The following is a 21,494-nucleotide window of genomic DNA, read 5'->3' on the forward strand; positions in this document are numbered from 1 at the left end:
TTGGGGCTGTAGGGACAGGTCGGGCGCACCCTAGTGATATGGGGGCAAGGGTCAAGCGGGGCAGCGGCGGGCCAACAGGTCGGCGTGCAGCGGCGCGCCCGCCACGATCACACCGGGGACCAGCGGCGTGGCATTGTTGAAGGCGAGCGCCGCGCCATCGCGGTCGGTCACGGTGGCCCCGGCCTCTTCCGCGATCAGGGTTCCCGCGGCGATGTCCCATTCCCAGGTGTCGCGGAAGGTGACCATGCCGTCAAAGCGCCCTTCGCCGACAAGGGCCACGCGATAGGCCAGTGACGGGCGATAGCTGCGCTCGACCAGCGGCACGCCGCCGGGCCAGTGGTGATCCTTCAGGTTTGGGCGCGCGGCCAGCAGCGTGGCCTCGGGGCATTCACGGGTGGTCGAGGCGGTCAGGCGGTCCCCGTTCAGTGCCGCGCCGTGGCCCCGCGCGGCGGTGAACAGGCGATCCAGCATCGGCAGAAACACGACCCCGGCGGTGACGCGCCCGTTTTCGACCACGGCCAGCGAATGGGCAAAGGCGCGGCGCCCGTCGATGAAGGAGCGTGTGCCGTCAATCGGATCGACGATGAAGACGCGGGTCCGTTCCAGCCGCGACAGGTCATCCTCGGTTTCCTCGGAGAGCCACCCGTAATCGGGCCGCGCCGCCAGCAATTCCGTGCGCAGCATCGTATCGACCTCCAGATCGGCCTCGGAGACGGGGCCGAGGTCGCCGGGCTTGTCCCAGACCTGCGGATCGCGGGTCCAGTGTTTGGCGGCGATCCGGCCCGCCTCTCTGGCCGCGTCGATCAGAAGGGGCAGGTCATGCGCCGGCAAGCGTCATCCCCTCGACCAGAAGGGACGGGCAGACCGTGCTGAGATGCGCCCGCGCGTCATTGGCAGGCTGGATCGTGCGCAGCATGTCGCGCAGGTTGCCCGCGACGGTGCATTCATTGACCGGATAGGCGATCTGCCCGTTCTCGACCCAGAACCCGGAGGCGCCGCGCGAATAGTCGCCCGTGTTGGCGTTGATCGACGATCCGATCAGGCCGGTGATCAGCAGGCCCGTTCCCATCTGCGCAATGAGGTCGTCGCGGGTCGCGTCACCTTGCGTCAGCGCCACGTTCGAGACCGAGGGCATCGGCGGCGAGGAGAGCCCGCGCGCGGCATTGGCGGTGGATTGCAGCCCCAGCTTGCGGGCGGTCGCAAGGTCCAGCGTCCAGCCGGTCAATACCCCATCCTCGATAATCGCGCGGGTCTGCGTCGGTAGCCCCTCGGCATCGAAGGGGCGTGAGCCGGAGGCACGGGGGCGGAGCGGCTCCTCGATCAGCGACAGGCCCTTGGGCAAGACCCGTTCGCCAAGCGCGTCGCGCAGCCACGAGGCCCCGCGCACGATGGCGCTGCCGCTGACCGCGTTCAGGATGTCGCGGATCAGGCTGCCCGCGATGCGTTCGTCATAGAGCACCGGGCAGGCCCCGGTCTTGGGCTGGCGCGCGCCCGCGCGTTCCACGGTGCGGGTGCCCGCGATGCGCCCGATCTTTTCAGGGGCCTCCAGGTCGCCGCGATGCAGGCGCATGTCGCCGTAATAGTCCCGCTCCATCCCGGTGCCGCTGCCGGTGATGGCAACGCAGGAAATGCCGTGATCGGTGCGGGTGTAACCCCCGGAAAAGCCGTTGGTCGCGGCAAGGTGGCGCGTGCGGCGGCCATAGCCCGCGCTGGCAGCCTGCACCTGGGTGACGCCCTCGACGGCACGGGCGGCGGCCTCGGCTTCCAGTGCGGCTGTTTCAAGCGCGGCAGGGTCGGGCTCGGTGCCCTTGTCTGCCATGTCCAGCGCCGCGATATCCCAGTCGCGGGCCAGTTGGTCAGGGTTGGCCAGGCCGATGGTGGGATCATCCGGGGCCTCGCGCGCCATGGCGACGGCCCTTTCGGCCATCTCGCGCAACGTCTCGGGCTTGGTGTCCGAGGCCGAGACGCAGGCCTGACGCTGGCCGAGGATGACGCGCAACCCGATCTCGGTGCCTTCCGAACGTTCCGCTTGCTCCAGCCCGCCGTTCAGCACCTGGATCGACAGCGATGTGCCAGAGACCGCCAGCGCATCGGCGGCGTCGGCCCCGGCGCGGGTCGCGGCCTCCAGCAGGGCATGGGCGAGGGTTTCTGGCGTATTGGTCATCGGGCATGTCCTGTTGCGGGGGTCTGGGGGCAGAGGTAGTCCGCGGACCCCGGCGGCGCAAGCGGAACGAAAAACCCCCGGAGCAGCGCGGCGGCTGCTCCGGGGGCTTGGATGCCGGATGCGCAGGGTCAGCGCAGCGGCACACCATTGGCAGTGATGGAGCCATCGGCGCCGAACTCGATATTCGAAGTGTAGCTGTCAGGCCCCGACCCCGGAACCGCGAACATGCCCAACATGCCGCGCGCCATGCCCGCCTGCTGCGGCGGCACGAGGCCCGCGTTGGACAGGGTCTGCAACAGGCCATTGGCCCCGGTCAGGCTAAGATCCACCGAACCGACCGGCACCGGAATGATCTGGCCGGGCTGGAAATCGACATCTCCCACGCCGGTCAACTCGGCCCCGCCGAAGGACACCCGCAGGTTGTTCAGGGTCAGGTCACGCAATTCCCCGGGGGCGGAGGTCATGTTCTCCATTTCCTCAGGGCTCATCGTCAGCAGGTCGACGAAGATCTGCACCGTGCCCGAGACATCCATGATGATCGTGGCCGGCCCGCGCGGCACCTGCCCGCCGGGATCGACCATGGCCCAGATGCTCTCATCCACGGTGACGCCCTCATAGGCGACCTCGGCGGCGAAGGGCGAGGGCGTGTCGGATCGGGCCAGGGGGATATCGACCGAGACCAGCGTGCTGTCGGCAGCGGCCGAGATCGGGAAGGGCAGATCCTGCGTGAAGACGCTGACCTCGACCCCTTCGGCCCCGAGCGCATAGCGCATCGCCTGTTCCGAGATGGCGAACCCGATGCTGCCGCCGGTGTTGGAGGCCGAGATATCGACATTCTCGAACCGGTCCTCGTAGGCGAAGCGGACCGAGGCGGAGTCGTAGCTGGTGTCCATCTCGATCGCCATGCCGGCGGGGTAGGTTTCGGTGTTCATCCAGTCGACGCCAAGCGGCATGGTGCCGGAAAAGGTGGACTCCGACGCGCCGAAGTTCAGGGCGAATTCGGCAAAACCCTGATCACCGGCCTGCTTGCTTGGCGTCGTGGGCTGCTGCGGCTGCACCGGGGTAAAGCCGCCGCCGTCATTGCCTGTCGAGCCGCCGGGCATTGTCGGGGTGGCGGATTCGTCTGTTTCCGTGCCGCCACTGCCGACGGGCTCTTGCGCTTCGAACGCAATCGCCAGCGGTCCGATGGAGGCAGAACCGTTGAATCCCACAAATCCCGGTTGCGTGAAATCATAGGTGTAGGAGCTCTGGAACCCGGCCAGGCTGAGCGAGGCTTCATGCTCGGGGATCTCGCCGGGGGGGACATTCTCGAAGGCCAGGTCGGCAAGCTCGAAATTGGACATCTGCGAGTCGACCGACAGCATCTCGGTGCTGCCCGACGCCGTGGCCTGCAACCCCGACAGGGTGAAGGTCGCGATGACGGCCGAGGTTCCGGCGGGCGAGGGCCCCTCGAACCGGTAGACAAGCGAGTCGGCCGCGCTGATGCTGACCGTGCCGTCATCCTGGTTGGTCAGCGTGACCTGCGCGAAGCTGGTGGAGACGGTCATGTCCTCGACCACCATTTCCGAGGTCATGTTGTTCAGGACCAGCGAGCCGCCGGTATCGGTGACCTCTGCCGTCACCGGCTGGCCGTATTGCATGGCCTGCTCCTGCCACAGCGCCCAGAGTTCCTGCGCGGTGATCTCGGCCGTTGCGGGCGAGGCTGCCATGAGTGCCGCGGTTGAAAGCGTGAGAGAAAAGGATTTCATCTTTGACATAACGACCTTCCGAATGTGAATTTCCGTTGCAAATGTCCGCCGCGTTCCGGCGGGCGTCAAGGGATGCTCCCTTGACCGTGAGTCGCATGGAAACACTAACCGCAGGAGGTTGATATGGGCAAGCTGGACGGCAAGACGATGATGGTGACGGGGGCCAGCCGGGGCATCGGGGCCGCCGCTGCGCGGGTTTTCGCCGAGGCGGGCGCGAATGTCTGCCTCCTGGCCCGCTCCCGCGAGGAGATCGCGGATATCGCCGGAGAGATCGGCAAAAGCGCGCTGGCCATCCCCTGCGACGTCAGCCGCTACTGGGAGATGGAGGCCGCCGTGCGCGCCAGCATCGACACGTTCGGGCGGCTCGACATCCTGATCAACAACGCGGGCGTGATCGACCCCATCGCCAACCTGTCCGAGGCCGATTCGGACGCCTGGGGGCAGCTTATCGACATCAACGTCAAGGGCGTCTTCCACGGCATGCGCGCGGCGCTGCCCTCGATGATCACGCAAGGCGCGGGCACGATCCTGACCATCAGTTCCGGCGCCGCGCATAACGCGCTGGAGGGGTGGAGCGCCTATTGCACCTCGAAGGCGGGGGCCGCGATGCTGACCAGGGCGGCGCATGTCGAGGCGGCAGGCCACGGCATCCGCGCGATGGGTCTGTCGCCCGGCACCGTGGCCACCCAGATGCAGCGCGAGATCAAGGACAGCGGCGTGAACCCGGTCAGCCAGCTGGATTGGGACGCGCATATCCCCCCTGAATGGCCCGCGAAAACGCTGCTCTGGATGTGCGGCGCGGATGCGGATGAGTTTCTCGGCGAGGAAATCTCGCTGCGCGACGAGGCCATCCGCCGCCGCGTCGGCCTGATCGGATGATCGACATTGTCCGCGAGGGCGGGATCTGGACGCTGACCTTGAACCGGCCCGACAAGGCCAATTCGCTGACGGCGGAGATGCTGGAGAGGCTGGCCGGGTTGGCCGAGGAGGGCGCCCGCGATCCTGAGCTGCGTGCGCTGGTGCTGACCGGTGCGGGCGCGCGCGTGTTCTCCGCCGGGGCCGATCTTGAGGAGGCGCGGGCAGGGCTGGCCACCTCGCCGCTCTGGGAGCGGGTCTCGGCTGCCGTCGCGGCCCTGCCCTGCCTGACCATCGCCGCGCTGAACGGTACGCTCGCGGGCGGCGCGTTCGGCATGGCCTTGGCCTGCGACCTGCGCATCGCGGTGCCGTCTGCGCGGTTCTTCTACCCGGTGGCGAAACTGGGTTTCCTTCCGCAACCCTCGGACCCCGCCCGCATGGCGGCGCTGATCGGGCCCGCGCGGACCAAGCTGGTGCTGCTGGCGGGCGCGAGGCTGGACGCGGAGGAGGCGTTGCGGGTCGGTCTCATCGACCGGATCGACGGCGATGTGGCCGGGGCCGCGCGCAGGCTGGCCGAAGATGCACTGGCGGGGGATGCGGCAGATTTGCGGGCGATCAAGGCGATGTGTGGCGGTGCGTTGCGCTGAAGCGCACCCTACCGGCGGGTCTTCCAGCCGCGCCTGGCCCCCGGCGTCCTGGAGTGGAAATCGGGCGGGCGTTTCCGCACCCAGGCGATGAAGCTGGCCAGCCGGGGATGGGCCTTGAGGGCGTCGATGCTGTTGTAGCTGCGGGCGAGGTCCGCCTCGCTGAGGGTGGCGTGAATCTCGTTGTGGCAGATCTGGTGCAGCAGGACCGTCGGCCCACCCTTGCCGCCGCGCAGGCGCGGGATCAGGTGGTGCAGGCTCTGCTTGGCATGCGGCGGAATGGGCCTGTCGCAAAGCGGGCAGATCGGGAGAGGGTCGTCCATTTGCCTTGTGTCCCCTGTCCGGGCTGGCCCATAGGATGGGGCGAAACCGGGGATGGGCAAGGGTGAAATGACCGAAGAGATCGACGCGCTGGTGATCGGGGCGGGGCCTGCCGGGCTGATGGCGGCGGAGGTGCTGGAGCAGGCCGGACGGCGCGTCGTGATCGCCGAGGCCAAGCCCTCGCCCGCGCGCAAGCTGTTGATGGCAGGCAAGTCGGGGCTGAACCTGACCAAGGCGGAGCCCGAGGCGGATTTTTTCACGGGCTACGCCGAGGCGGCGGAGTGGCTGGCACCGATGCTGACCGCGTTCGGGCAGGACGGGGTGCGGACCTGGGCCGAGGGGTTGGGACAGGAGCTGTTCACCGGATCGTCGGGCCGCGTGTTCCCGAGGTCAATGAAAGCCTCGCCGCTGCTGCGCGCCTGGCTTGGCCGTCTTACGGCCGAAATGCGGTTGCGCTGGCGGTGGCAGGGTTTCGACGGAACCGCGTTGCGCTTTGACATGCCTGACGGCGCGCGCCTGCTGGCCCCGCGCGTCACGGTGCTGGCGCTTGGCGGCGGATCCTGGTCGCGGCTTGGCTCGGACGCGGCGTGGCTGCCCTGGCTGGCGGAAAGGGGCGTCGAGATCGCACCGCTGCAACCGGCCAATATGGGCTTCCGGGTCAACTGGTCGCCGCATATGGCCCCGCATTTCGGCACGCCGGTGAAGGGCTGCGCGCTTGTCGCGGGCGACAATCGGGTGCGCGCCGAGTTCGTGATCTCGGAGAAGGGCGTCGAGGGCGGCGGGATTTACGCGGTCTCGCGCGCGCTGCGCGAGGGGGGGGAACTGCGGCTGGACCTGATGCCGGATCTGAGCGCGGAGGAGGTGGCCGAGCGCCTCTTGCGTCCGCGCGGCAAGACCAGCCTCGCCAATCATCTGCGCAAGACGCTTGGCCTGACGGGCGCGCGGGCGGCGTTGCTCAACGAATGGGGGCGGCCCTTGCCCGAGGGGGCGGCGCTTGGCGCGCTGATCAAGGCGCTGCCCGCGCGGTTGGCGGGACCGCGCCCGATGGATGAGGCGATCTCGACGGCGGGGGGCGTGACCCGTGCGGCGCTGGATGACGGGCTGATGCTGCGCGCGGCGCCGGGCGTGTTCTGCGCGGGCGAGATGCTGGATTGGGAGGCGCCGACCGGTGGCTACCTGTTGACGGCGTGCCTGGCGACGGGGCGATGGGCCGGGCAAAACGCGGCGCGGTGGCGGGGGTAGGGCGTCCGGCCCGTCGACGGGCCGGGGTTGCGCTCGGTCGATCGGGCGCGTTCTCAGCCCTGCGAGGCGCGCTTGTAGGCGGGGCGGGCGCGCATCGCCTCGGCGTAATCGCGCAGGCGTGGTTCCTCGACCGGGAATTTCGCGCTGATCGCCCATCCCAGGCAATGGGTCAGCACGATATCGGCGATGGTCATGGTCTCGCCCATCAGGAACGGACCGTCTTCGGCCATGCGTGTCAGTAGCCGCTCCTGCGACCGGGCGAACTCCCATTTCAGGCTGTCCTTGACCGCTGGCACGCGGCGATCCTCGGGCAGGATGAAACTGTGCCGCGCGGCGGTCCACAGGATCTGGTCGAACTCGTCATTTATGAACTGCGTCAGGCTGTCCTGTCGGGCGCGCTCCAGCGTGCCCGCCGGGAAGGTCAGGCGCCCATGCTTGTCGGCCAGGTAGGTCATGATCGCCAGCGAATCGGTGATCGGCACGCCGCCCACCACCAGCACCGGCACCTTGCCCGCCGGGTTGAAGGCGACGACCTCCTCGGCATGGGGCATGGCCCCGACATGGTCGTAAGGTTGGTCCAACTCCTCCAGTGCCCAGAGGACGCGGAGCGTGCGGGTGCGGGTGGGTCCGATGACGCGATACATGCGGTGTCCTTCCTAGCGGGCGGCACGATGGGCGATGGAGGCGAGCCGGATCAGCGCACGTTCCATCAAGGCGGTCTGCGGCGCCTGCTGGCTGGAGCGCAGGGCGAGGTCGGTATCCAGCAGCGTTTCATGCGCCGCCTCCAGCCGCGACACGCCCCAGAGGCCCGCCTGCCGGATCATCTTGTCACGGCGCGGTCCGTAGACCGGCGGGCGCATCGCGCCGACCCCGGCAGAGGCCCCGCCGGGATGGATCGCGGCCCCGTAGAGGCCCCGGAAATGGCGCAGCGCCTGGATGCACAGCGTGACCGGCAGCACGCCTTGCCCGGTCAGTTTCTGCATCAGCGGGCCGATCGCGCCGATCCGGCCCTCGGCGGCGGCGTTCAGGATGTCATCCACACCGGCCTCGATGGTCGTGGGCGCGCAGGCCATGATGTCGGCGGAGGTGACGGGCGACGGATCGCTCATCTTGTAGAGCGCCAGTTTCTCCATCGTCTGCCGGAAATCGCCGGGGTCCAGCGCCTGCGCAAGCGCGGTCAGTTCGGCCATGCCGTCGCGGCCCACATCGGTGACGCCGGATTTGGCCAGCGTTTCCTCTATCTCGGCGCGCGAGGGGGGTTCGTCATAGATGCCGATGGCATAGGCGCGCTTGTGGCTCTCGAACAGCTTGCGCAGCGCGGATTTGGGGGCAAGCGTCTTGGCGGTGACGATGATCTGCGCGTCGCCTTCGCGCCATTCGGTCAGCGCGTCCTTGATGACGGGGGCGAGGCCATCGGCGGCCTCCTCGACAAAGGCCACGCGCGGGCCGGGGAAGAAGCCGACGGCGCGCATCGCATCGGCCAGCATCGCCTTGTCGCTGCGCAATTCGCTGGCCGGGATCCGGGTCAGGCGCATTTCCTCCTCGGCGCCGGGGCCGAGCAGTTTCTCGATCACGTCCTGCCGCTTCAGCGCTACCCGCATCGCGTCAGCGCCATAAAGCAGCAGCCCCGCCGCAGACCTGTCGGGCGCGTGAAAATAGGCGGCGGCGTCGCGGGCTGTCAGCTTCATGAGAAGCGGCTGGAGGCGGTCAGGAGGCGCGAAACCAGCCGGTCGGCCAGGATCGTCATCAGCCGATCCTCGGCGTCGCGTTCTGCGGCGGCGGTGGCGACGGAACTGCCGGTGGTGGAATAGGCCGCGAAGCTGGACACGCTGTCGGCCAGGATCTGCGCATCGGTCGCCAGCTCGGTCAGGACGAAATCGACGGTGCCGTTGATGTTGATCCGGGTGATGTCATTGGCGCCGGTAATGGCAAGGTCGGTGGTCGAGGTCGTGATGGTGCAATCCAGCGCGTAGGCCGCGCCGTTCGGCCGCCCAAGCCGCTCCTCCAGCCGCGCGACCAGTTCAAAGCCGAGCCGTGTGTCGGGGGCCGCGACCAGCACCTGGTTGCGCAAGGCCAGCCCGACCCCGCCGGTGCCATAGACCGGGGCAAAGCCGCAGCCCGCCAGGGGCAGGGCGGCCAGCAGGGTCAGGAAGGTGCGGCGGTCAGATGACGACATTGATGATGCGGCCCGGCACGACGATGAGCTTCTTCGGGGCACCCCCGGAGAGCGCCTTGAGAACAGCCTTGTCCGTCAGCGCCAGTTTTTCAACCTCAACCTTGTCCATGTCCTTGGGCACGGTGATCTCGGACCGGCGCTTGCCGTTGATCTGGATCGGCAGGGTGACGCTGTCCTCGACCAGCATCGCCTCATCCGCGACGGGCCAGTCGGCCTGCGCAATCAGGCCCTCGCCGCCCTGATGCGCCCAGATCTCCTCGGACAGGTGGGGCGTCATGGGCGACATGAGCTGCGCCAGGGTCTTGATCGCGGCCTTCTGCGCCTTCGCCCCGGCCTTCGACCTGGCCAGCGTGTTGGTGAAGGCGTAGAGCTTGGCGATGGCGGCGTTGAAGCCGAAACTTTCGATGCCATTGGTCACGTCGCGGATGGTCTTGTGCATCTCGCGCAGGAGATCATCGTCGCCCTCGCCGGGTTGATCCGGGTCCATCGCGCCGATCCGGTCGCACAGCGACCAGACGCGGGAGAGATGCTTGTAGGCGGCATCCGCGCCCGAGGCGGTCCATTCCACGTCGCGTTCCGGCGGGCTGTCGGACAGGACGAACCAGCGCGCGGTGTCGGCCCCGTAGGCCCCGATGATGTTGAGCGGATCGACGACGTTATTCTTCGACTTGGACATCTTGGCGGAGGGGATGATTTCGACGGCCTCGCCAGTCGCCCCCAGACGCGCGCCGCTTTCGTGAACCTCCACATCTTCGGGGAAGTGATAGACCGGGCGGTCATTCTCATCCCGCGTGACGTAGATCGCGTGCGTCACCATCCCTTGCGTGAAGAGCGCATCGAAGGGCTCGCGGGCCGAGGCGGGCAGGTGGCCGGTGATGTGCATCGCGCGGGCGAAGAAGCGGGAATACAGCAGGTGCAGGATCGCGTGTTCCACCCCGCCGATATACTGGTCCACGTTCATCCAGTAGTCCGCATCGGCCATGTTGGTCGGCGTCTCGGCGCGGGGCGCGGTGAAGCGGGCGAAATACCACGACGAATCGACGAAGGTGTCCATCGTGTCGGTCTCACGCTTGGCGTCCCCGCCGCATTTGGGGCAGGGCGCATCGCGCCAGGTCGGGTGGCGGTCCAGCGGGTTGCCGGGGATGTCGAAACTGACATCGTCGGGCAGGGTGACGGGCAGGTTCTCCTTCTTCTCCGGCACCACGCCGCAAGAGGGGCAATGCAGAACCGGAATCGGGCAGCCCCAATAGCGTTGGCGGGAAAGGCCCCAATCGCGCAGGCGATACTTGGTGACGCCCTCGCCCCATCCCTCTTTCTCGGCCGCGGCGATCGTGGCCTCGATGGCCTCCTCGCCCGTCGCCACGTCGAGACCCGCGAAATGGTTGACCCATTGAACCTTGTCGGTCTTGGGCGGCACGAAGGCCTCGCGCTCGACCGGGGTGGGGTCGTCCAGCGCAAAGAACGTGTCGATGACCGGCAGGTCGTATTTGCGGCAGAAGTCCAGGTCGCGTTGGTCATGCGCGGGGCAGGCGAAGATCGCGCCGGTGCCGTAATCCATCAAGATGAAATTGGCGATCCAGACCGGCAATTCCCAGTCGGGGTTCAGCGGATGTTTCACCCGGATGCCGGTATCCATGCCCAGTTTAGGGGCGGTCTCGATGGCTTCCTCGGTGGTGCCGCCCTTGCGGCATTCCGCAACGAAATCGGCAATCTCGGGGTTCTCGGCCTCCAGCTTTTTCGCAATCGGGTGGTCGGGCGAGATGCCGACAAAGCTTGCGCCCATCAGCGTGTCGGGGCGGGTGGTGTAGACGGAAATCGGATCGCCGCCATCGACGCGCTCGAACCCGAATTGCAGCCCGCGTGACCTGCCGATCCAGTTCTCCTGCATCAGCCGCACCTTGGCGGGCCAGTTATCCAGCCCCTCCAGCGCCTCCAGCAACTCCTCGGCGTAGTCGGAGATACGGAAGAACCATTGCGTCAGGTCGCGCCGCTCCACCTCGGCCCCGGATCGCCAGCCCTTGCCGTCGATCACCTGTTCATTGGCCAGCACGGTCATATCGACCGGATCCCAGTTGACGGTCGCGTTTCTGCGGTCGATCAGCCCGGCTTCGAGGAAATCCAGAAACAGCGCCTGCTGCTGGCCGTAATACTCAGGGTCGCAGGTCGCAAACTCGCGGCTCCAGTCGATCGAGAGGCCAAGCGGCTTCATCTGCTCGCGCATCACCGCGATGTTCTGATAGGTCCAGTCCTTCGGGTGGCCGCCGCTGGCCATGGCCGCGTTTTCTGCGGGCATTCCAAAGGCATCCCATCCCATCGGGTGCAGCACGTTATGCCCGGTCGACGCCTTGTAGCGCGCGATCACGTCGCCCATCGTGTAGTTGCGCACATGGCCCATATGGATGCGGCCCGAGGGATAGGGGAACATCTCGAGCACGTAGTATTTGGGCCTGGTCTCGTCGCGCTTGGCCGTGAAGACGCCGGCCTTGTCCCAGGCCTGTTGCCATTTCTTTTCGGTCACACTCGGGTCGAAGCGGGCCATGGTCTGTTCCTCGGGGGTCTGGATACGAAAACGCCGGGCGCTGTCCGGCCCGGCGTCGTGTTTAGAAGCGTGGGGGCGCGAATTCTAGAGGTTACCTTCGGCAATCCGTAGCTGGCGCGCGCGGGTCAGGATCGCATCCTCGACCGCGCGGGCGGTTTCGCGGCTGACCGCGCCGCCGCCCCGTCCCTGAAGCGCCACCCGCAAGCTGCGGGCATCCAGCGCCGGGTCGGTCACGTAGACGGTGGCGCGATAGGCGCGTCCGCCGCCGGGGGGCGTGCCATAGCCATAGACGATGACGCCCGAGAACGGATCGGCGGCCTCGATCGGCATGAAGTCGAGAATCTCCAGCGTCGCGTTCCAGATGTAACGATTCACCTCGACGGTGACGTTAGGGTCATCGTTGTTGTCGAAGAGGTCGAAGATCGTGTCGCGGTTGGGGTCGGGCAGGGCCCCGGATTCGATCAGGCGCTGGCGCGATTCCTGGCTGATCTGCTGGTCGCGGATGCCGCCCGGACCCGATCCGCCACCGCCGCCGAAGCCCGATCCGCCGCCGCCGCAAGCCGCCAGTGCCGTCACCCCAAGCAACATGACCGTGATTTTGCCCTTGAGTCCGAACATGTTACGCCTTGCCTTCCTGTGACCCGCAGTTTTCCGTTAAGCCTTGGTATCGCAGGGCCAATAGTGCGGCAAGGTCTTATAATGCCGGGGCCCGTGCCAGGACTGTGGCATGTCTGCACCACGGTTGTGGCAACATCGCCTTGGCGCCGCCCGATTTCTTGCATTTGCCCGCCCGAAAGTTGAGAGAAGGGCATACCCAATTCGGATGCTCCGATTGGGGAGCTTTTTATCTAACGAGGGAAAAACCATGAAAAAGGTTCTCTTCGCAACGACCGCGCTTGTCGCCACCGCTGGTGTCGCTTCCGCAGAAGTTGCAGTCACCGGTTGGGCTGAAATGGGTCTGTTCGGCGGCGACAACGCCATGGGCATGGGCATCGAAACCCAGTTCTTCACCGACATCGACGTTCTGTTCCGCATGTCCGGCGAAACCGACAATGGCCTGACCTTCGGTGCCGGCGTCGACCTGGACGAATCCACCAACGACAACGGTGCCGGAAACACTGGCGGTGCGTTCAATCCGGCCGACGATGGCGGCGCGTTCGTCTTCCTGTCCGGCAACTTCGGCACCGTGACCATGGGCGACACCGACGGCGCTCTGGACTGGGCCCTGCAGGATGCCGACTATGGCAACGCAGGTTCCATCGCGGACGACGAAACCGCACATGCCGGTTTCCTGGACACCTATGGCGACGGCGCCTATGACGGCCAGATCCTGCGTTACGACAACACCTTCGGCGACTTCGGCGTGGCCCTCTCGGTCGAGATGGACGACACCGGCATGATGGACACCGGCTTTGCCCTCGGCTTCCGCTATGGCATGGACCTGGGTGGCGCTGACGTCGGCTTCGGCGTTGGTTACCAGTTCATCGACGTGTCAAACTACCTGCCCGGCAACCTGAGCTCCATCGCGATCCCGGCTCAGGACTTCGACGGCGAGTATGACATCTTCGGCATCAGCGCCAGCGTTGCGTCGAACGGTTTCTCGGCAAACATCGAGTACACCGACTTCTCCTCCGACACCGCGGGTGAAGAAGAAGCCAGCCACGTGAGCCTCGGCCTGGGTTACACCACCGGCGCGATCACCGTCTCCGCCAACTACGGTATCTGGGATTACTCCTCGGACGTCGCAGCATTCGACGGCGACATCACCGGCTTCGGTCTGGCAGCAGCCTACGACCTGGGCGGCGGTGCCTCGATCCACGCCGCTTACGGTGTGTCGGACTACTCCGACCTGTCTGGCGCTCCGGCAGCCTTCGACGACCTGGAAACCTGGTCGCTCGGCGTCGCACTGTCCTTCTAATCCTCACGGATTATTTGGTAAGGGAAGAGCGGGCTTTGGCCCGCTCTTTTCTTTTGCGTGAACGGGAGGACTTCGCCATGCCGCTTTCCGAGATTACCAAGGCCATCACCAAGGCCGAATCCGATGCAGGCCGCGCCCCGGGTTCGGTCAAGCTGATCGCGGTCTCCAAGGTGCAGCCCGACGCCCGCGTGCGCGCCGTGCTGGAAGAGGGTCACCGCGTCTTCGGCGAGAACCGGGTGCAGGAGGCGGCGGGCAAATGGCCGGGCTTCCGCGAGGAGTATGACGGGATCGAGCTGCATCTGATCGGCCCGCTGCAAAGCAACAAGGCGCGGCAGGCGTTCGAGCTGTTCGATGCCATTCACACGCTGGACCGGCCCAAGCTGGCCAAACGCATCGCCGACCTGGCGCAGGAGACGGGCCACTGCCCCGACCTGATGATCCAGGTGAACACGGGCGAGGAGGACCAGAAGGCCGGTGTCCTGCCTGCCGATGCGGATGATTTCATCGAGATGGCACGGGGGCTGGACCTGCCCGTGAGGGGCCTGATGTGCATCCCGCCGGTCAAGGAGGAGGCGTCCCTGCACTTCGCGCTTCTGGCCAAGATCGCCGCGCGCAACGGGCTGGAAGGGCTGTCGATGGGCATGAGCGCCGATTTCGAGACGGCGATTTCCTTCGGAGCCACCCATGTCCGCGTCGGCAGCGCGATTTTCGGTGAGCGCGTGGCAGGGTGAACCCCACCATCCCCATCACCGCACGATCACACGCGCGCCCGGAGAAATCCGCCGCGTCACCCACAACAGATCGCCCGGATCCATCGCGATACAGCCTTCCGTCGGATATCCCGGTCGGCGCCAGCGATGCAGGAAGATCGCCGAGCCGCGTCCCGGCACCGCGTCGGGCCAGTTCCAATCCGTCAGCAGCACGAGGTCATAGAGCGGATCGGCGCGGCGTAGCCTCTCATGGCTGCCCGCGTAGGGCGCGCGGACCAGATGGTTGTACTCCGCCCGCGCCGCATCGTCCGACCACAGGTCGCGCGGCCCGATCGGCACCGCCCAAGCCACGGGCCGTGCCATGCGGTCGGGACGATAGAGGCAGCCCAGGATCCGATGCCCCCCCCGCGGCGTGGCCCCGTCGCCCTCGCGCTTCTCGCGCGTCAGCCCACCCTTGCCAATGGCGCAGGGAATCACCCGTCCGCCAAAGCGCAGGCCCATCGGCGTCAGCACCATATCGGCGGGGGTCACAGCAGATGCCCCGATTTCGCGGCCTTCACGGCCAGGTAATGCTGGTTGTGCCGGTTCGTGGGCGTGACCAGCGGCACCCGTTCGGTCACCGCGATGCCTTCAGCCTGCAACATCTCGACCTTGCGCGGGTTGTTGGTCATCAGCCGCGCCTGTGAAAATCCCATGCGCCGCAGGATATCGGCCCCGAGGCGGAAATCCCGCTCGTCATCCTCAAAGCCGAGCCGGTGATTGGCCTCGACCGTGTCAAAGCCCTGATCCTGAAGCGAATAGGCCCGCATCTTGTTGGCAAGGCCAATCCCGCGCCCCTCCTGGTTGAGGTAGAGCAGCACACCTGCCCCCGCCTGTCCCATCGTGGCCAGCGCCGTGCGCAATTGCGGCCCGCAATCGCATTTGAGCGAGCCAAGCACATCGCCGGTGAAACAGGCCGAATGCAGCCGCGCCAGCACCGGCGCGTCGCGGTCGGGGCGGCCCACTTCGATGGCGTAATGCTCCACCCCGCCATTATCGGGGCGGTAGATATGCAGCCGCCCGGCCTCGGCCAGCTCCATCGGCATCCGCGCGGCGGCGACGGGCATCAGCGCGTGGTGCCGGTCCAGATCCTTCCGCGTGGCCTCGGGCACCAGCCGGGTCAGGTGCACCCTCTCGGCAAAGCCCGCCGCATCCGGGACCGCAACGGCGAGGACCGCAGGGAGGAGCTGCGCCGATTTCACCAGCGCAATCGCCAGACGGTGCAGATCGGCCGCGCCGTCCCGCGCGCTGATCAGGGGGCCTTTCATTGGCACGCGCAGATCGTCGGCGGGGTCGGCCACGGCGCGCACCCATCCGGCATCCGCACCCTCGGGCAGGATCAGCCGCGCAAGGTCGCCGTCATAGGCCCGCGCCTTCAACGTCTCGGCGCGGCGCCCTGTGATCGCCAGCACCGGGTCGCCCAGGTTGCGCAGCGCCTCCAGCCGGTGGGGTTGCAGCGTCTCGGCGGCCAGCAGGACCAACCCGGCCCCCTCACCGCCCAGAATCACCGGCAGACCGACGCGCAGATCAGCCCGCGCCCGTGCGGTCAACTCGGATGGGGTGGGCAGAAAGGGCATCGCGCGGGCCTACGTTCAGACATGACCCCTCCCATGTAGACCGCCCTGTCATGATTTGAAACATTTGCGCACGCCGCGACACGGCTGCGTGAGGTTTTTTTCCGTGCCCTTGCCAGATGGCCCCGCCAGCGACATTTCTCATTGAATGCAACGGACAGGAGGGTCCAATGGCGAACCTACGGAAGATACTGCTTGTCGATGACGAGGAAGACCTGCGCGAAGCCCTGTCCGAGCAATTGGTCATGACCGAGGATTTCGACGTGTTCGAGGCCGACAACGGATCGGAAGCGCTGGAAAAGGCGAAGGAACAGATCTACGACCTCGTCATCCTGGATGTCGGCCTGCCCGACACCGATGGGCGCGAGCTCTGCCGCCTGATGCGCAAGCAGGGCGTCAAGTGCCCGATCCTGATGCTGACGGGCCATGACAGCGACGCCGACACGATTCTGGGCCTCGATGCGGGTGCCAATGACTACGTGTCCAAGCCGTTCAAGTTTCCCGTCCTCCTGGCCCGCATCCGCGCGCAGTTGCGCCAGCACGAGCAATCCGAGGACGCGGTGTTCCAGCTTGGCCCCTACACCTTCAAGCCCGCGATGAAGATGCTGGAGACCGAGGACAACCGGAAGATCCGGCTGACCGAGAAGGAAACCAACATCCTGAAATTCCTCTACCGGGCGCAGGATGGCGTCGTTGCCCGCGACGTGCTGCTGCACGAAGTCTGGGGATACAACGCCGGTGTCACCACCCACACGCTGGAAACCCATATCTACCGGCTGCGCCAGAAGATCGAGCCGGAGCCGTCAAATGCGCGCCTTTTGGTCACAGAAAGTGGCGGATATCGTCTTTTGGCGTGAAATAACCGCTATATCTTGACTATCGGCGATTTCGCCCGCAAGATTTCATTGTGGTCAATGTACCACCTCCCTGTTGGACTGGCCCGACCCGTAACTGGATCGGGCCGTTTTTTGTGAGGGGCTCAGGGACGCCCGAGCCTGAGGAAGCCGATCCCGTAAAGGAACATTCCGGCCAGCCCGAGGCTTGCGGCCAGGAACGGCGCGCGCAGGGCGGCCTCGCGCCCCAACCCCGGTTCGATCTGGGCCACCAGCACCCCCGCCAACAGCGCCCCGACCGGCATCATGCCCCAACCGAAGAACCGGTAGATCGCGTTGACACGTCCCAGGATCGCCGAGGGGATGAAGCGTTGCCGGTAGGAGACCGTCACCACGTTCCACAGCATCCCGGCAAAGATCCCGAGGAACTCCCCCGCCGCCACGACGCCTGCGCTGCTGGTCAGAAAGATCGCCAGGTAGGAGAGCGGCATCACCGCAAGCGCCAGGCGCAGGCTATGGCGCGGGCCGAGGCGTGCTGCAATCGTGGGGCAGATCAGCCCGCCCAAGACGCCGCCCGCGGCGCCCGCCGTCAGGATCAGGCCGTGGCCGAACGCGCCCAGGCCAAGGATCTCCTGCGAGAACAGCACCAGGAACGTCGCCGCACCGACACGAAGCGCGTTCAACAGGCCCAACATGACGGCGAGTTGCAGGATGATCCTGTGCGCGAACATCCAGGCCAGCCCGTCCCGCATCTCGACCCAGAACCCGGTGCGGATGGCGGGCAGGACGCGGGCCGGAAAGGCGATGGCCCAGACCGACAGCGCCGCCAGCCCGAAGGCCAGCGCATTGAATGAAAACGGCAATGGCAGGGCCAGCGCGATCAGCAACCCGGCCAGCGGCGGCCCGACGAAGGCGCCCATGACCTGCTCGACGCTCCAGATCTGGCCGTTGGCGGTTTCCAGGTCACGCGCCTCGACCAGCATCGGCAACACGGTTTGCGCGGCGTTGTCGCGGAAGACCTCGGCGGTGCCAAGCGCGAAGGCAAGGGCGGCGATGATCCAGATCAGCCGTGTCGCGGAGCCGTCGCCATCGGCGAGGGGCAGGGCGGGCGCACCCAGGATCAGCGCCACGATGCCGAAGGACAGCACAACCCGCGCCAGATCGGCCCGGAACATCAGCGCCTGCCGGTCGGCCCGGTCGGTGATCACGCCGACGGGCAGGGCCAGCAGGAACCAGGGCAGTCGGGTCGCAAAGGCCACAGCCGCGATGTGAAACGGATCACGACTGATCAGTGTGGCCAGCCAGGGCAGCGCCAGCGCCGCGATCCCGTCACCCAGATTGGCCGCCGCCGCTCCCGAAATGAGGAGGCGAAAGCTGCGGTTCCGGCGGATCAGGCGCAATGTCATTGGCCAGCTTTGTCCCCGCGCGGACCCGGATGCAATGCCTCGGGCCATGCCGTCGGATTTGCTTGCCCTCGCTGATTCCGCCATGGGGCCGGTGTGATCGTCATCCCTGATGCCGGTCATTTCTCCAGATAGAGAACGAAGTGGCATTTCTGGACGTGCTCCTGCCCGCAATCCGCGTTATGACGCCGCAAACCCCCAACCGAAAGGACCGCGCTTCATGCCCTTCACGCTCGCCACCTGGAACATCAACTCGGTCCGGCTGCGCGCCGAACTGGTGGCGCGGCTGATGCGCGAGGAGGGGCCGGATATCCTCTGCCTCCAGGAATGCAAATCGCCGGTCGAGAAGATCCCGGTCGAGATTTTCACCAATCTCGGCTACACCCACATGGTTGCGCGCGGGCAGAAGGGCTATAACGGCGTCGCGATCCTGTCGAAGCTGCCGATGGAAGAGGTCGAGGCGCATGACTTCGCCCGGCTCGGCCATGCCCGCCACATCGCGGGACGGCTGGAGAACGGCGTCACCATCCACAATTTCTACGTGCCAGCAGGCGGCGACGTGGCCGACCGCGAGGTGAACGAGAAGTTTGGCCAGAAGCTGGATTACCTGACCGAGATGCGCGATTGGGCGCATGAGACCGCGCCTGAAAAATCCATCCTGGTCGGCGACCTCAACATCGCCCCGCGTGAGGATGATGTCTGGAGCCACAAGCAATTGCTCAAGGTGGTCAGCCACACCCCCGTCGAGGTCGAGCATCTGGGCGCCGCGATGGAGGCCGGTAAATGGGTGGATGTCACCCGTCAGGACATCCCCGAGGGGCAGCTCTATTCCTGGTGGTCCTACCGCGCCCGCGACTGGGACGCCGCCGACAAGGGCCGCAGGCTGGATCACATCTGGGCCACGCCCGACATCTCGAACGCGGCCCATTCCAGCCGCATCCTGCGCCCCGTGCGCGGATGGGACAAACCGTCGGACCACGCGCCGGTGCTGGCGACATTCGATCTCTGAGCCGGGGCTTGGCCTATCGGACCGGACTGCCCATATAGGGCGCAACACATTTCAAGAGGGCAAGACATGCTGGAACTTGGTGGAACCGAAAACACCGCCGCCGCCGACCTGATCAAGGACGCGACCGAAGAAACCTTCATGGCCGATGTGGTCGAGGCCAGCCGCGAGGTGCCGGTCATCGTCGATTTCTGGGCGCCCTGGTGCGGGCCCTGCAAGACGCTCGGGCCGCAATTGGAGGCCGCCGTGACCGCCGCCAAGGGCAAGGTCAGGATGGTCAAGCTGGACGTCGATGCCAACCCGCGACTGGCGCAGGCGCTGGCACAACAGGGGCTGCCGCTGCAATCCATCCCGACGGTCATCGCCTTCCATGAAGGCCGCCCGGTGGACATGTTCCAGGGCGCGGTCCCGCAATCCGAGGTGCAGGCTTTCGTGCAGAAAGCCGCAGCCCTTGCAGGGGATGGCGGACTTGCCGAAGCCGTAGAGGCCGCCGAGGCGATGCTGGAGGAAGGTGCCGCCGTCGATGCCGCGCAGACCTTCGCCGCCATCCTGGGCGAGGAGCCCGAGAATGCCGCCGCCTATGGCGGTCTCATCCGCGCCCATCTGGCGATGGATGAGGTCGACCAGGCCGAGGGGCTACTGGCCTCGGTGCCCGATGCGATCAAGTCCGCAGGCGAGATCGAGGCCGCCCGCGCGCAGCTGGACCTGATGCGCCAGGCCGCCGATGCCGGCCCGCTGGCCGAGCTTTCCGCCGCGGTCGAGGCCAATCCCGACGATCACCAGGCGCGGTTCGACTATGCCAAGGCGCTGCATGCCAATGGGAAGGTGGAAGAGGCCGTCGATCAACTGCTGGACCTTTTCCGCCGGGATCGGGAATGGAATGATGGGGCCGCCAAGGCGCAGCTCTTCACGATATTCGACGCGCTCAAGCCGAATGATCCTGTTGCGCAGAAGGGGCGGCGCAAGCTCAGCTCGATGATATTTGCCTGACGGGGTGCGCCCGCTACATAGTAGGTCATGATGTCCCGCGCCGATCTACCCGCAACGATCCCGATCTTTCCGCTGCCCGGCGCGTTGCTGCTGCCGCGTGCGCGCCTGCCGCTGCACATTTTCGAGCCGCGCTACCTGGCGATGCTGGATGACACGTTGAAAACCGATCACCGGCTGATCGGAATGGTGCAGCCGATGGAAAACCGGTTGCACGATATCGGCTGCGCCGGGCGGCTGACGCAGTTCTCCGAGACCGAGGACGGGCGCTACATGATCACGCTCGGCGGCGTCTCGCGGTTCCGCATCCTGCGCGAGGTCGGTGGCTTCACGCCCTATATCAAGGCCGACGTCCGGTGGGATGGGTTCGAGCGTGACCTCGAGGACGAGGAGACCGACCCCGGCTTCGACCGGCAAACCTTCCTGACCCTGCTGTCGCGCTACTTCACCGCCGCGGGGCTTTCGACCGATTGGGAGTCGCTCAAGGACGCCGATGACGAGTTGCTGATCAACTCGCTCTCGATGCTCTGCCCCTTCGAGGTCGAGGAAAAGCAGGCACTGCTGGAGGCCCCCCGCCTGAGCGACCGGCGCGAGACCATCGCCGCGCTGATGGAGTTCGCCTGCCGGGGCGGATCGGGCGACGAGGTGCTGCAATGAGCGAGACCGGGATCGACCGGAAGATGCTGGAGGCGCTGGTCTGCCCGGTCACGCAGGCCCCGCTGAGCTATGATGCCGACCGGCAGGAGCTGATCAGCCGCGCCGCGAGCCTTGCCTTTCCGATCCGCAATGGCATTCCGATCATGCTGGAGGAAGAGGCGCGGAAACTGGACTGATAACGGTGCAGGCTTGACGCGGCGCGGCGATCCGGGCGAGCTATCGGGCAGGATTTCAGAACCAGAGGATTGCCCCGATGCTAGCCCGATTGCCGCTGCTGATCATACCGTTGATCTTGTATAATATCGTGATGTTCACCGGCCTTGGCGGCGCGGCGGGGTTTCAGGGCGCGCTGTTCACCTTGCCGATGATGTCGGGCGGAAGCTGGACCATGACCATCGCCGATCTGCTGGTGCTGGTCGCGCTCTTCATCCTGTTCATCGAGATCCTGAAATCGACGCGGACGGGCTCCAGTTCGGTGGTCGACCACATGCTGTCCACCCTGGTCTTCGTGCTTTTCCTGGTGGAGTTCCTGCTGGTCTCGGGTGCGTCCACGTCTGTGTTCTTCACGTTGATGGTGATTACGCTGATTGACGTGATGGCGGGGTTCTCGGTCTCGATCCGGGCCGCGGGGCGCGACATCACCATGAGTTGAGGCGGGGGCAAAAGGCGTGACGCCTT

23 protein-coding genes are annotated in these 21,494 nt (G+C 66.5%); 11 read left to right on the forward strand and 12 right to left on the reverse strand.

Going from position 1 to position 21,494, the window contains the following annotated elements; all coding sequences use genetic code 11:
• Positions 1–51 precede the first annotated feature (51 nt).
• The 3 genes from HNS34_RS12560 to HNS34_RS12570 form a co-directional block, all read right to left on the reverse strand.
• Entirely contained in the window at positions 52–831 is a 780-nt protein-coding gene (locus HNS34_RS12560) for a 3'(2'),5'-bisphosphate nucleotidase CysQ (RefSeq protein ID WP_172320423.1), read from the reverse strand.
• Positions 818–2,164, reverse strand: a complete 1,347-nt coding sequence (locus HNS34_RS12565; RefSeq protein ID WP_172320424.1) for a TldD/PmbA family protein — start codon at positions 2,162–2,164, stop codon at positions 818–820. Before HNS34_RS12565 ends, HNS34_RS12560 begins: the two co-directional genes overlap by 14 nt.
• Positions 2,165–2,292: 128 nt before the next feature.
• Positions 2,293–3,873, reverse strand: coding sequence for a DUF2125 domain-containing protein (locus tag HNS34_RS12570; protein WP_172320425.1), 1,581 nt, complete (start codon positions 3,871–3,873; stop codon positions 2,293–2,295).
• Positions 3,874–4,035: 162 nt separating this feature from the next.
• Here HNS34_RS12570 and HNS34_RS12575 point away from each other — a divergent pair, with 162 nt between their 5' ends.
• Positions 4,036–4,791 carry an SDR family oxidoreductase gene (locus HNS34_RS12575; RefSeq protein ID WP_172320426.1) on the forward strand — a complete coding sequence of 252 codons (756 nt, stop codon included), beginning with the start codon at positions 4,036–4,038 and terminating at the stop codon, positions 4,789–4,791.
• Positions 4,788–5,414, forward strand: a complete 627-nt coding sequence (locus HNS34_RS12580; RefSeq protein ID WP_172320427.1) for an enoyl-CoA hydratase/isomerase family protein — start codon at positions 4,788–4,790, stop codon at positions 5,412–5,414. The genes HNS34_RS12575 and HNS34_RS12580 overlap by 4 nt, the downstream gene beginning before the upstream one ends.
• Positions 5,415–5,422: 8 nt before the next feature.
• Here the strand turns inward: HNS34_RS12580 and HNS34_RS12585 are convergent, their stop codons facing one another.
• The gene (locus HNS34_RS12585; RefSeq protein ID WP_172320428.1) at positions 5,423–5,734 is read right to left on the reverse strand and encodes an HNH endonuclease family protein; all 312 of its coding nucleotides are present in this window, start codon (positions 5,732–5,734) and stop codon (positions 5,423–5,425) included.
• A 67-nt stretch (positions 5,735–5,801) separates the two neighbouring features.
• Here HNS34_RS12585 and HNS34_RS12590 point away from each other — a divergent pair, with 67 nt between their 5' ends.
• A complete protein-coding gene (locus HNS34_RS12590) occupies positions 5,802–6,974 on the forward strand; it encodes a TIGR03862 family flavoprotein (RefSeq protein WP_172320429.1) in 1,173 nt (390 codons plus the stop codon).
• A gap of 53 nt (positions 6,975–7,027) precedes the next feature.
• On the opposite strand, the gene HNS34_RS12595 is transcribed toward HNS34_RS12590, so the two are convergent.
• The 5 genes from HNS34_RS12595 to HNS34_RS12615 form a co-directional block, all read right to left on the reverse strand.
• Entirely contained in the window at positions 7,028–7,618 is a 591-nt protein-coding gene (locus tag HNS34_RS12595) for a glutathione S-transferase family protein (RefSeq protein ID WP_172320430.1), read from the reverse strand.
• A 12-nt stretch (positions 7,619–7,630) separates the two neighbouring features.
• Complete coding sequence (gene holA, locus HNS34_RS12600; protein WP_172320431.1) at positions 7,631–8,662, reverse strand: DNA polymerase III subunit delta; 1,032 nt, start codon at positions 8,660–8,662, stop codon at positions 7,631–7,633.
• Positions 8,659–9,150 carry an LPS assembly lipoprotein LptE gene (gene lptE, locus HNS34_RS12605; protein WP_172320432.1) on the reverse strand — a complete coding sequence of 164 codons (492 nt, stop codon included), beginning with the start codon at positions 9,148–9,150 and terminating at the stop codon, positions 8,659–8,661. The genes holA and lptE overlap by 4 nt, the downstream gene beginning before the upstream one ends.
• Entirely contained in the window at positions 9,137–11,689 is a 2,553-nt protein-coding gene (gene leuS / locus HNS34_RS12610; protein ID WP_172320433.1) for a leucine--tRNA ligase, read from the reverse strand. The genes lptE and leuS overlap by 14 nt, the downstream gene beginning before the upstream one ends.
• Before the next feature lie 84 nt (positions 11,690–11,773).
• Entirely contained in the window at positions 11,774–12,307 is a 534-nt protein-coding gene (locus tag HNS34_RS12615; RefSeq protein WP_172320434.1) for a DUF3576 domain-containing protein, read from the reverse strand.
• Between the two features lie 247 nt (positions 12,308–12,554).
• On the opposite strand from HNS34_RS12615, the gene HNS34_RS12620 reads away from it, so the two are divergent.
• Together HNS34_RS12620 and HNS34_RS12625 are read left to right on the forward strand one after the other, a co-directional pair.
• The gene (locus tag HNS34_RS12620; RefSeq protein ID WP_172320435.1) at positions 12,555–13,607 is read left to right on the forward strand and encodes a porin; all 1,053 of its coding nucleotides are present in this window, start codon (positions 12,555–12,557) and stop codon (positions 13,605–13,607) included.
• A 77-nt stretch (positions 13,608–13,684) separates the two neighbouring features.
• On the forward strand, positions 13,685–14,338 hold the full coding sequence (locus HNS34_RS12625; RefSeq protein ID WP_172320436.1) for a YggS family pyridoxal phosphate-dependent enzyme: 654 nt from the start codon (positions 13,685–13,687) through the stop codon (positions 14,336–14,338).
• 15 nt (positions 14,339–14,353) lie between these two features.
• Here HNS34_RS12625 and HNS34_RS12630 read toward each other — a convergent pair whose 3' ends face one another.
• A complete protein-coding gene (locus HNS34_RS12630; RefSeq protein ID WP_328700525.1) occupies positions 14,354–14,848 on the reverse strand; it encodes a L,D-transpeptidase family protein in 495 nt (164 codons plus the stop codon).
• Positions 14,845–15,933 carry a GTP cyclohydrolase II gene (gene ribA / locus HNS34_RS12635; protein WP_172320437.1) on the reverse strand — a complete coding sequence of 363 codons (1,089 nt, stop codon included), beginning with the start codon at positions 15,931–15,933 and terminating at the stop codon, positions 14,845–14,847. The genes HNS34_RS12630 and ribA overlap by 4 nt, the downstream gene beginning before the upstream one ends.
• A 167-nt stretch (positions 15,934–16,100) precedes the next feature.
• Here ribA and HNS34_RS12640 point away from each other — a divergent pair, with 167 nt between their 5' ends.
• On the forward strand, positions 16,101–16,787 hold the full coding sequence (locus HNS34_RS12640; RefSeq protein WP_172320438.1) for a response regulator transcription factor: 687 nt from the start codon (positions 16,101–16,103) through the stop codon (positions 16,785–16,787).
• A 122-nt stretch (positions 16,788–16,909) separates the two neighbouring features.
• Here HNS34_RS12640 and HNS34_RS12645 read toward each other — a convergent pair whose 3' ends face one another.
• The gene (locus HNS34_RS12645; RefSeq protein WP_172320439.1) at positions 16,910–18,169 is read right to left on the reverse strand and encodes an MFS transporter; all 1,260 of its coding nucleotides are present in this window, start codon (positions 18,167–18,169) and stop codon (positions 16,910–16,912) included.
• 217 nt (positions 18,170–18,386) lie between these two features.
• On the opposite strand from HNS34_RS12645, the gene HNS34_RS12650 reads away from it, so the two are divergent.
• The 5 genes from HNS34_RS12650 (at position 18,387) to HNS34_RS12670 (ending at position 21,468) form a co-directional block, all read left to right on the forward strand.
• Complete coding sequence (locus HNS34_RS12650) at positions 18,387–19,175, forward strand: exodeoxyribonuclease III (RefSeq protein ID WP_172320440.1); 789 nt, start codon at positions 18,387–18,389, stop codon at positions 19,173–19,175.
• 66 nt (positions 19,176–19,241) lie between these two features.
• Positions 19,242–20,162 carry a tetratricopeptide repeat protein gene (locus tag HNS34_RS12655; RefSeq protein WP_172320441.1) on the forward strand — a complete coding sequence of 307 codons (921 nt, stop codon included), beginning with the start codon at positions 19,242–19,244 and terminating at the stop codon, positions 20,160–20,162.
• A 27-nt stretch (positions 20,163–20,189) separates the two neighbouring features.
• Entirely contained in the window at positions 20,190–20,816 is a 627-nt protein-coding gene (locus tag HNS34_RS12660) for an LON peptidase substrate-binding domain-containing protein (protein WP_172320442.1), read from the forward strand.
• Positions 20,813–20,992: a Trm112 family protein gene (locus tag HNS34_RS12665; protein WP_172320443.1), complete on the forward strand. Its 180-nt coding sequence runs from the start codon at positions 20,813–20,815 to the stop codon at positions 20,990–20,992. Before HNS34_RS12660 ends, HNS34_RS12665 begins: the two co-directional genes overlap by 4 nt.
• 77 nt (positions 20,993–21,069) lie before the next feature.
• The gene (locus tag HNS34_RS12670) at positions 21,070–21,468 is read left to right on the forward strand and encodes a hypothetical protein (RefSeq protein WP_172320444.1); all 399 of its coding nucleotides are present in this window, start codon (positions 21,070–21,072) and stop codon (positions 21,466–21,468) included.
• Positions 21,469–21,494 lie beyond the last annotated feature (26 nt).

The sequence above is a fragment of the Alterinioella nitratireducens genome, from assembly GCF_013155465.1.
GTDB classification, from domain to species: domain Bacteria; phylum Pseudomonadota; class Alphaproteobacteria; order Rhodobacterales; family Rhodobacteraceae; genus Alterinioella; species Alterinioella nitratireducens.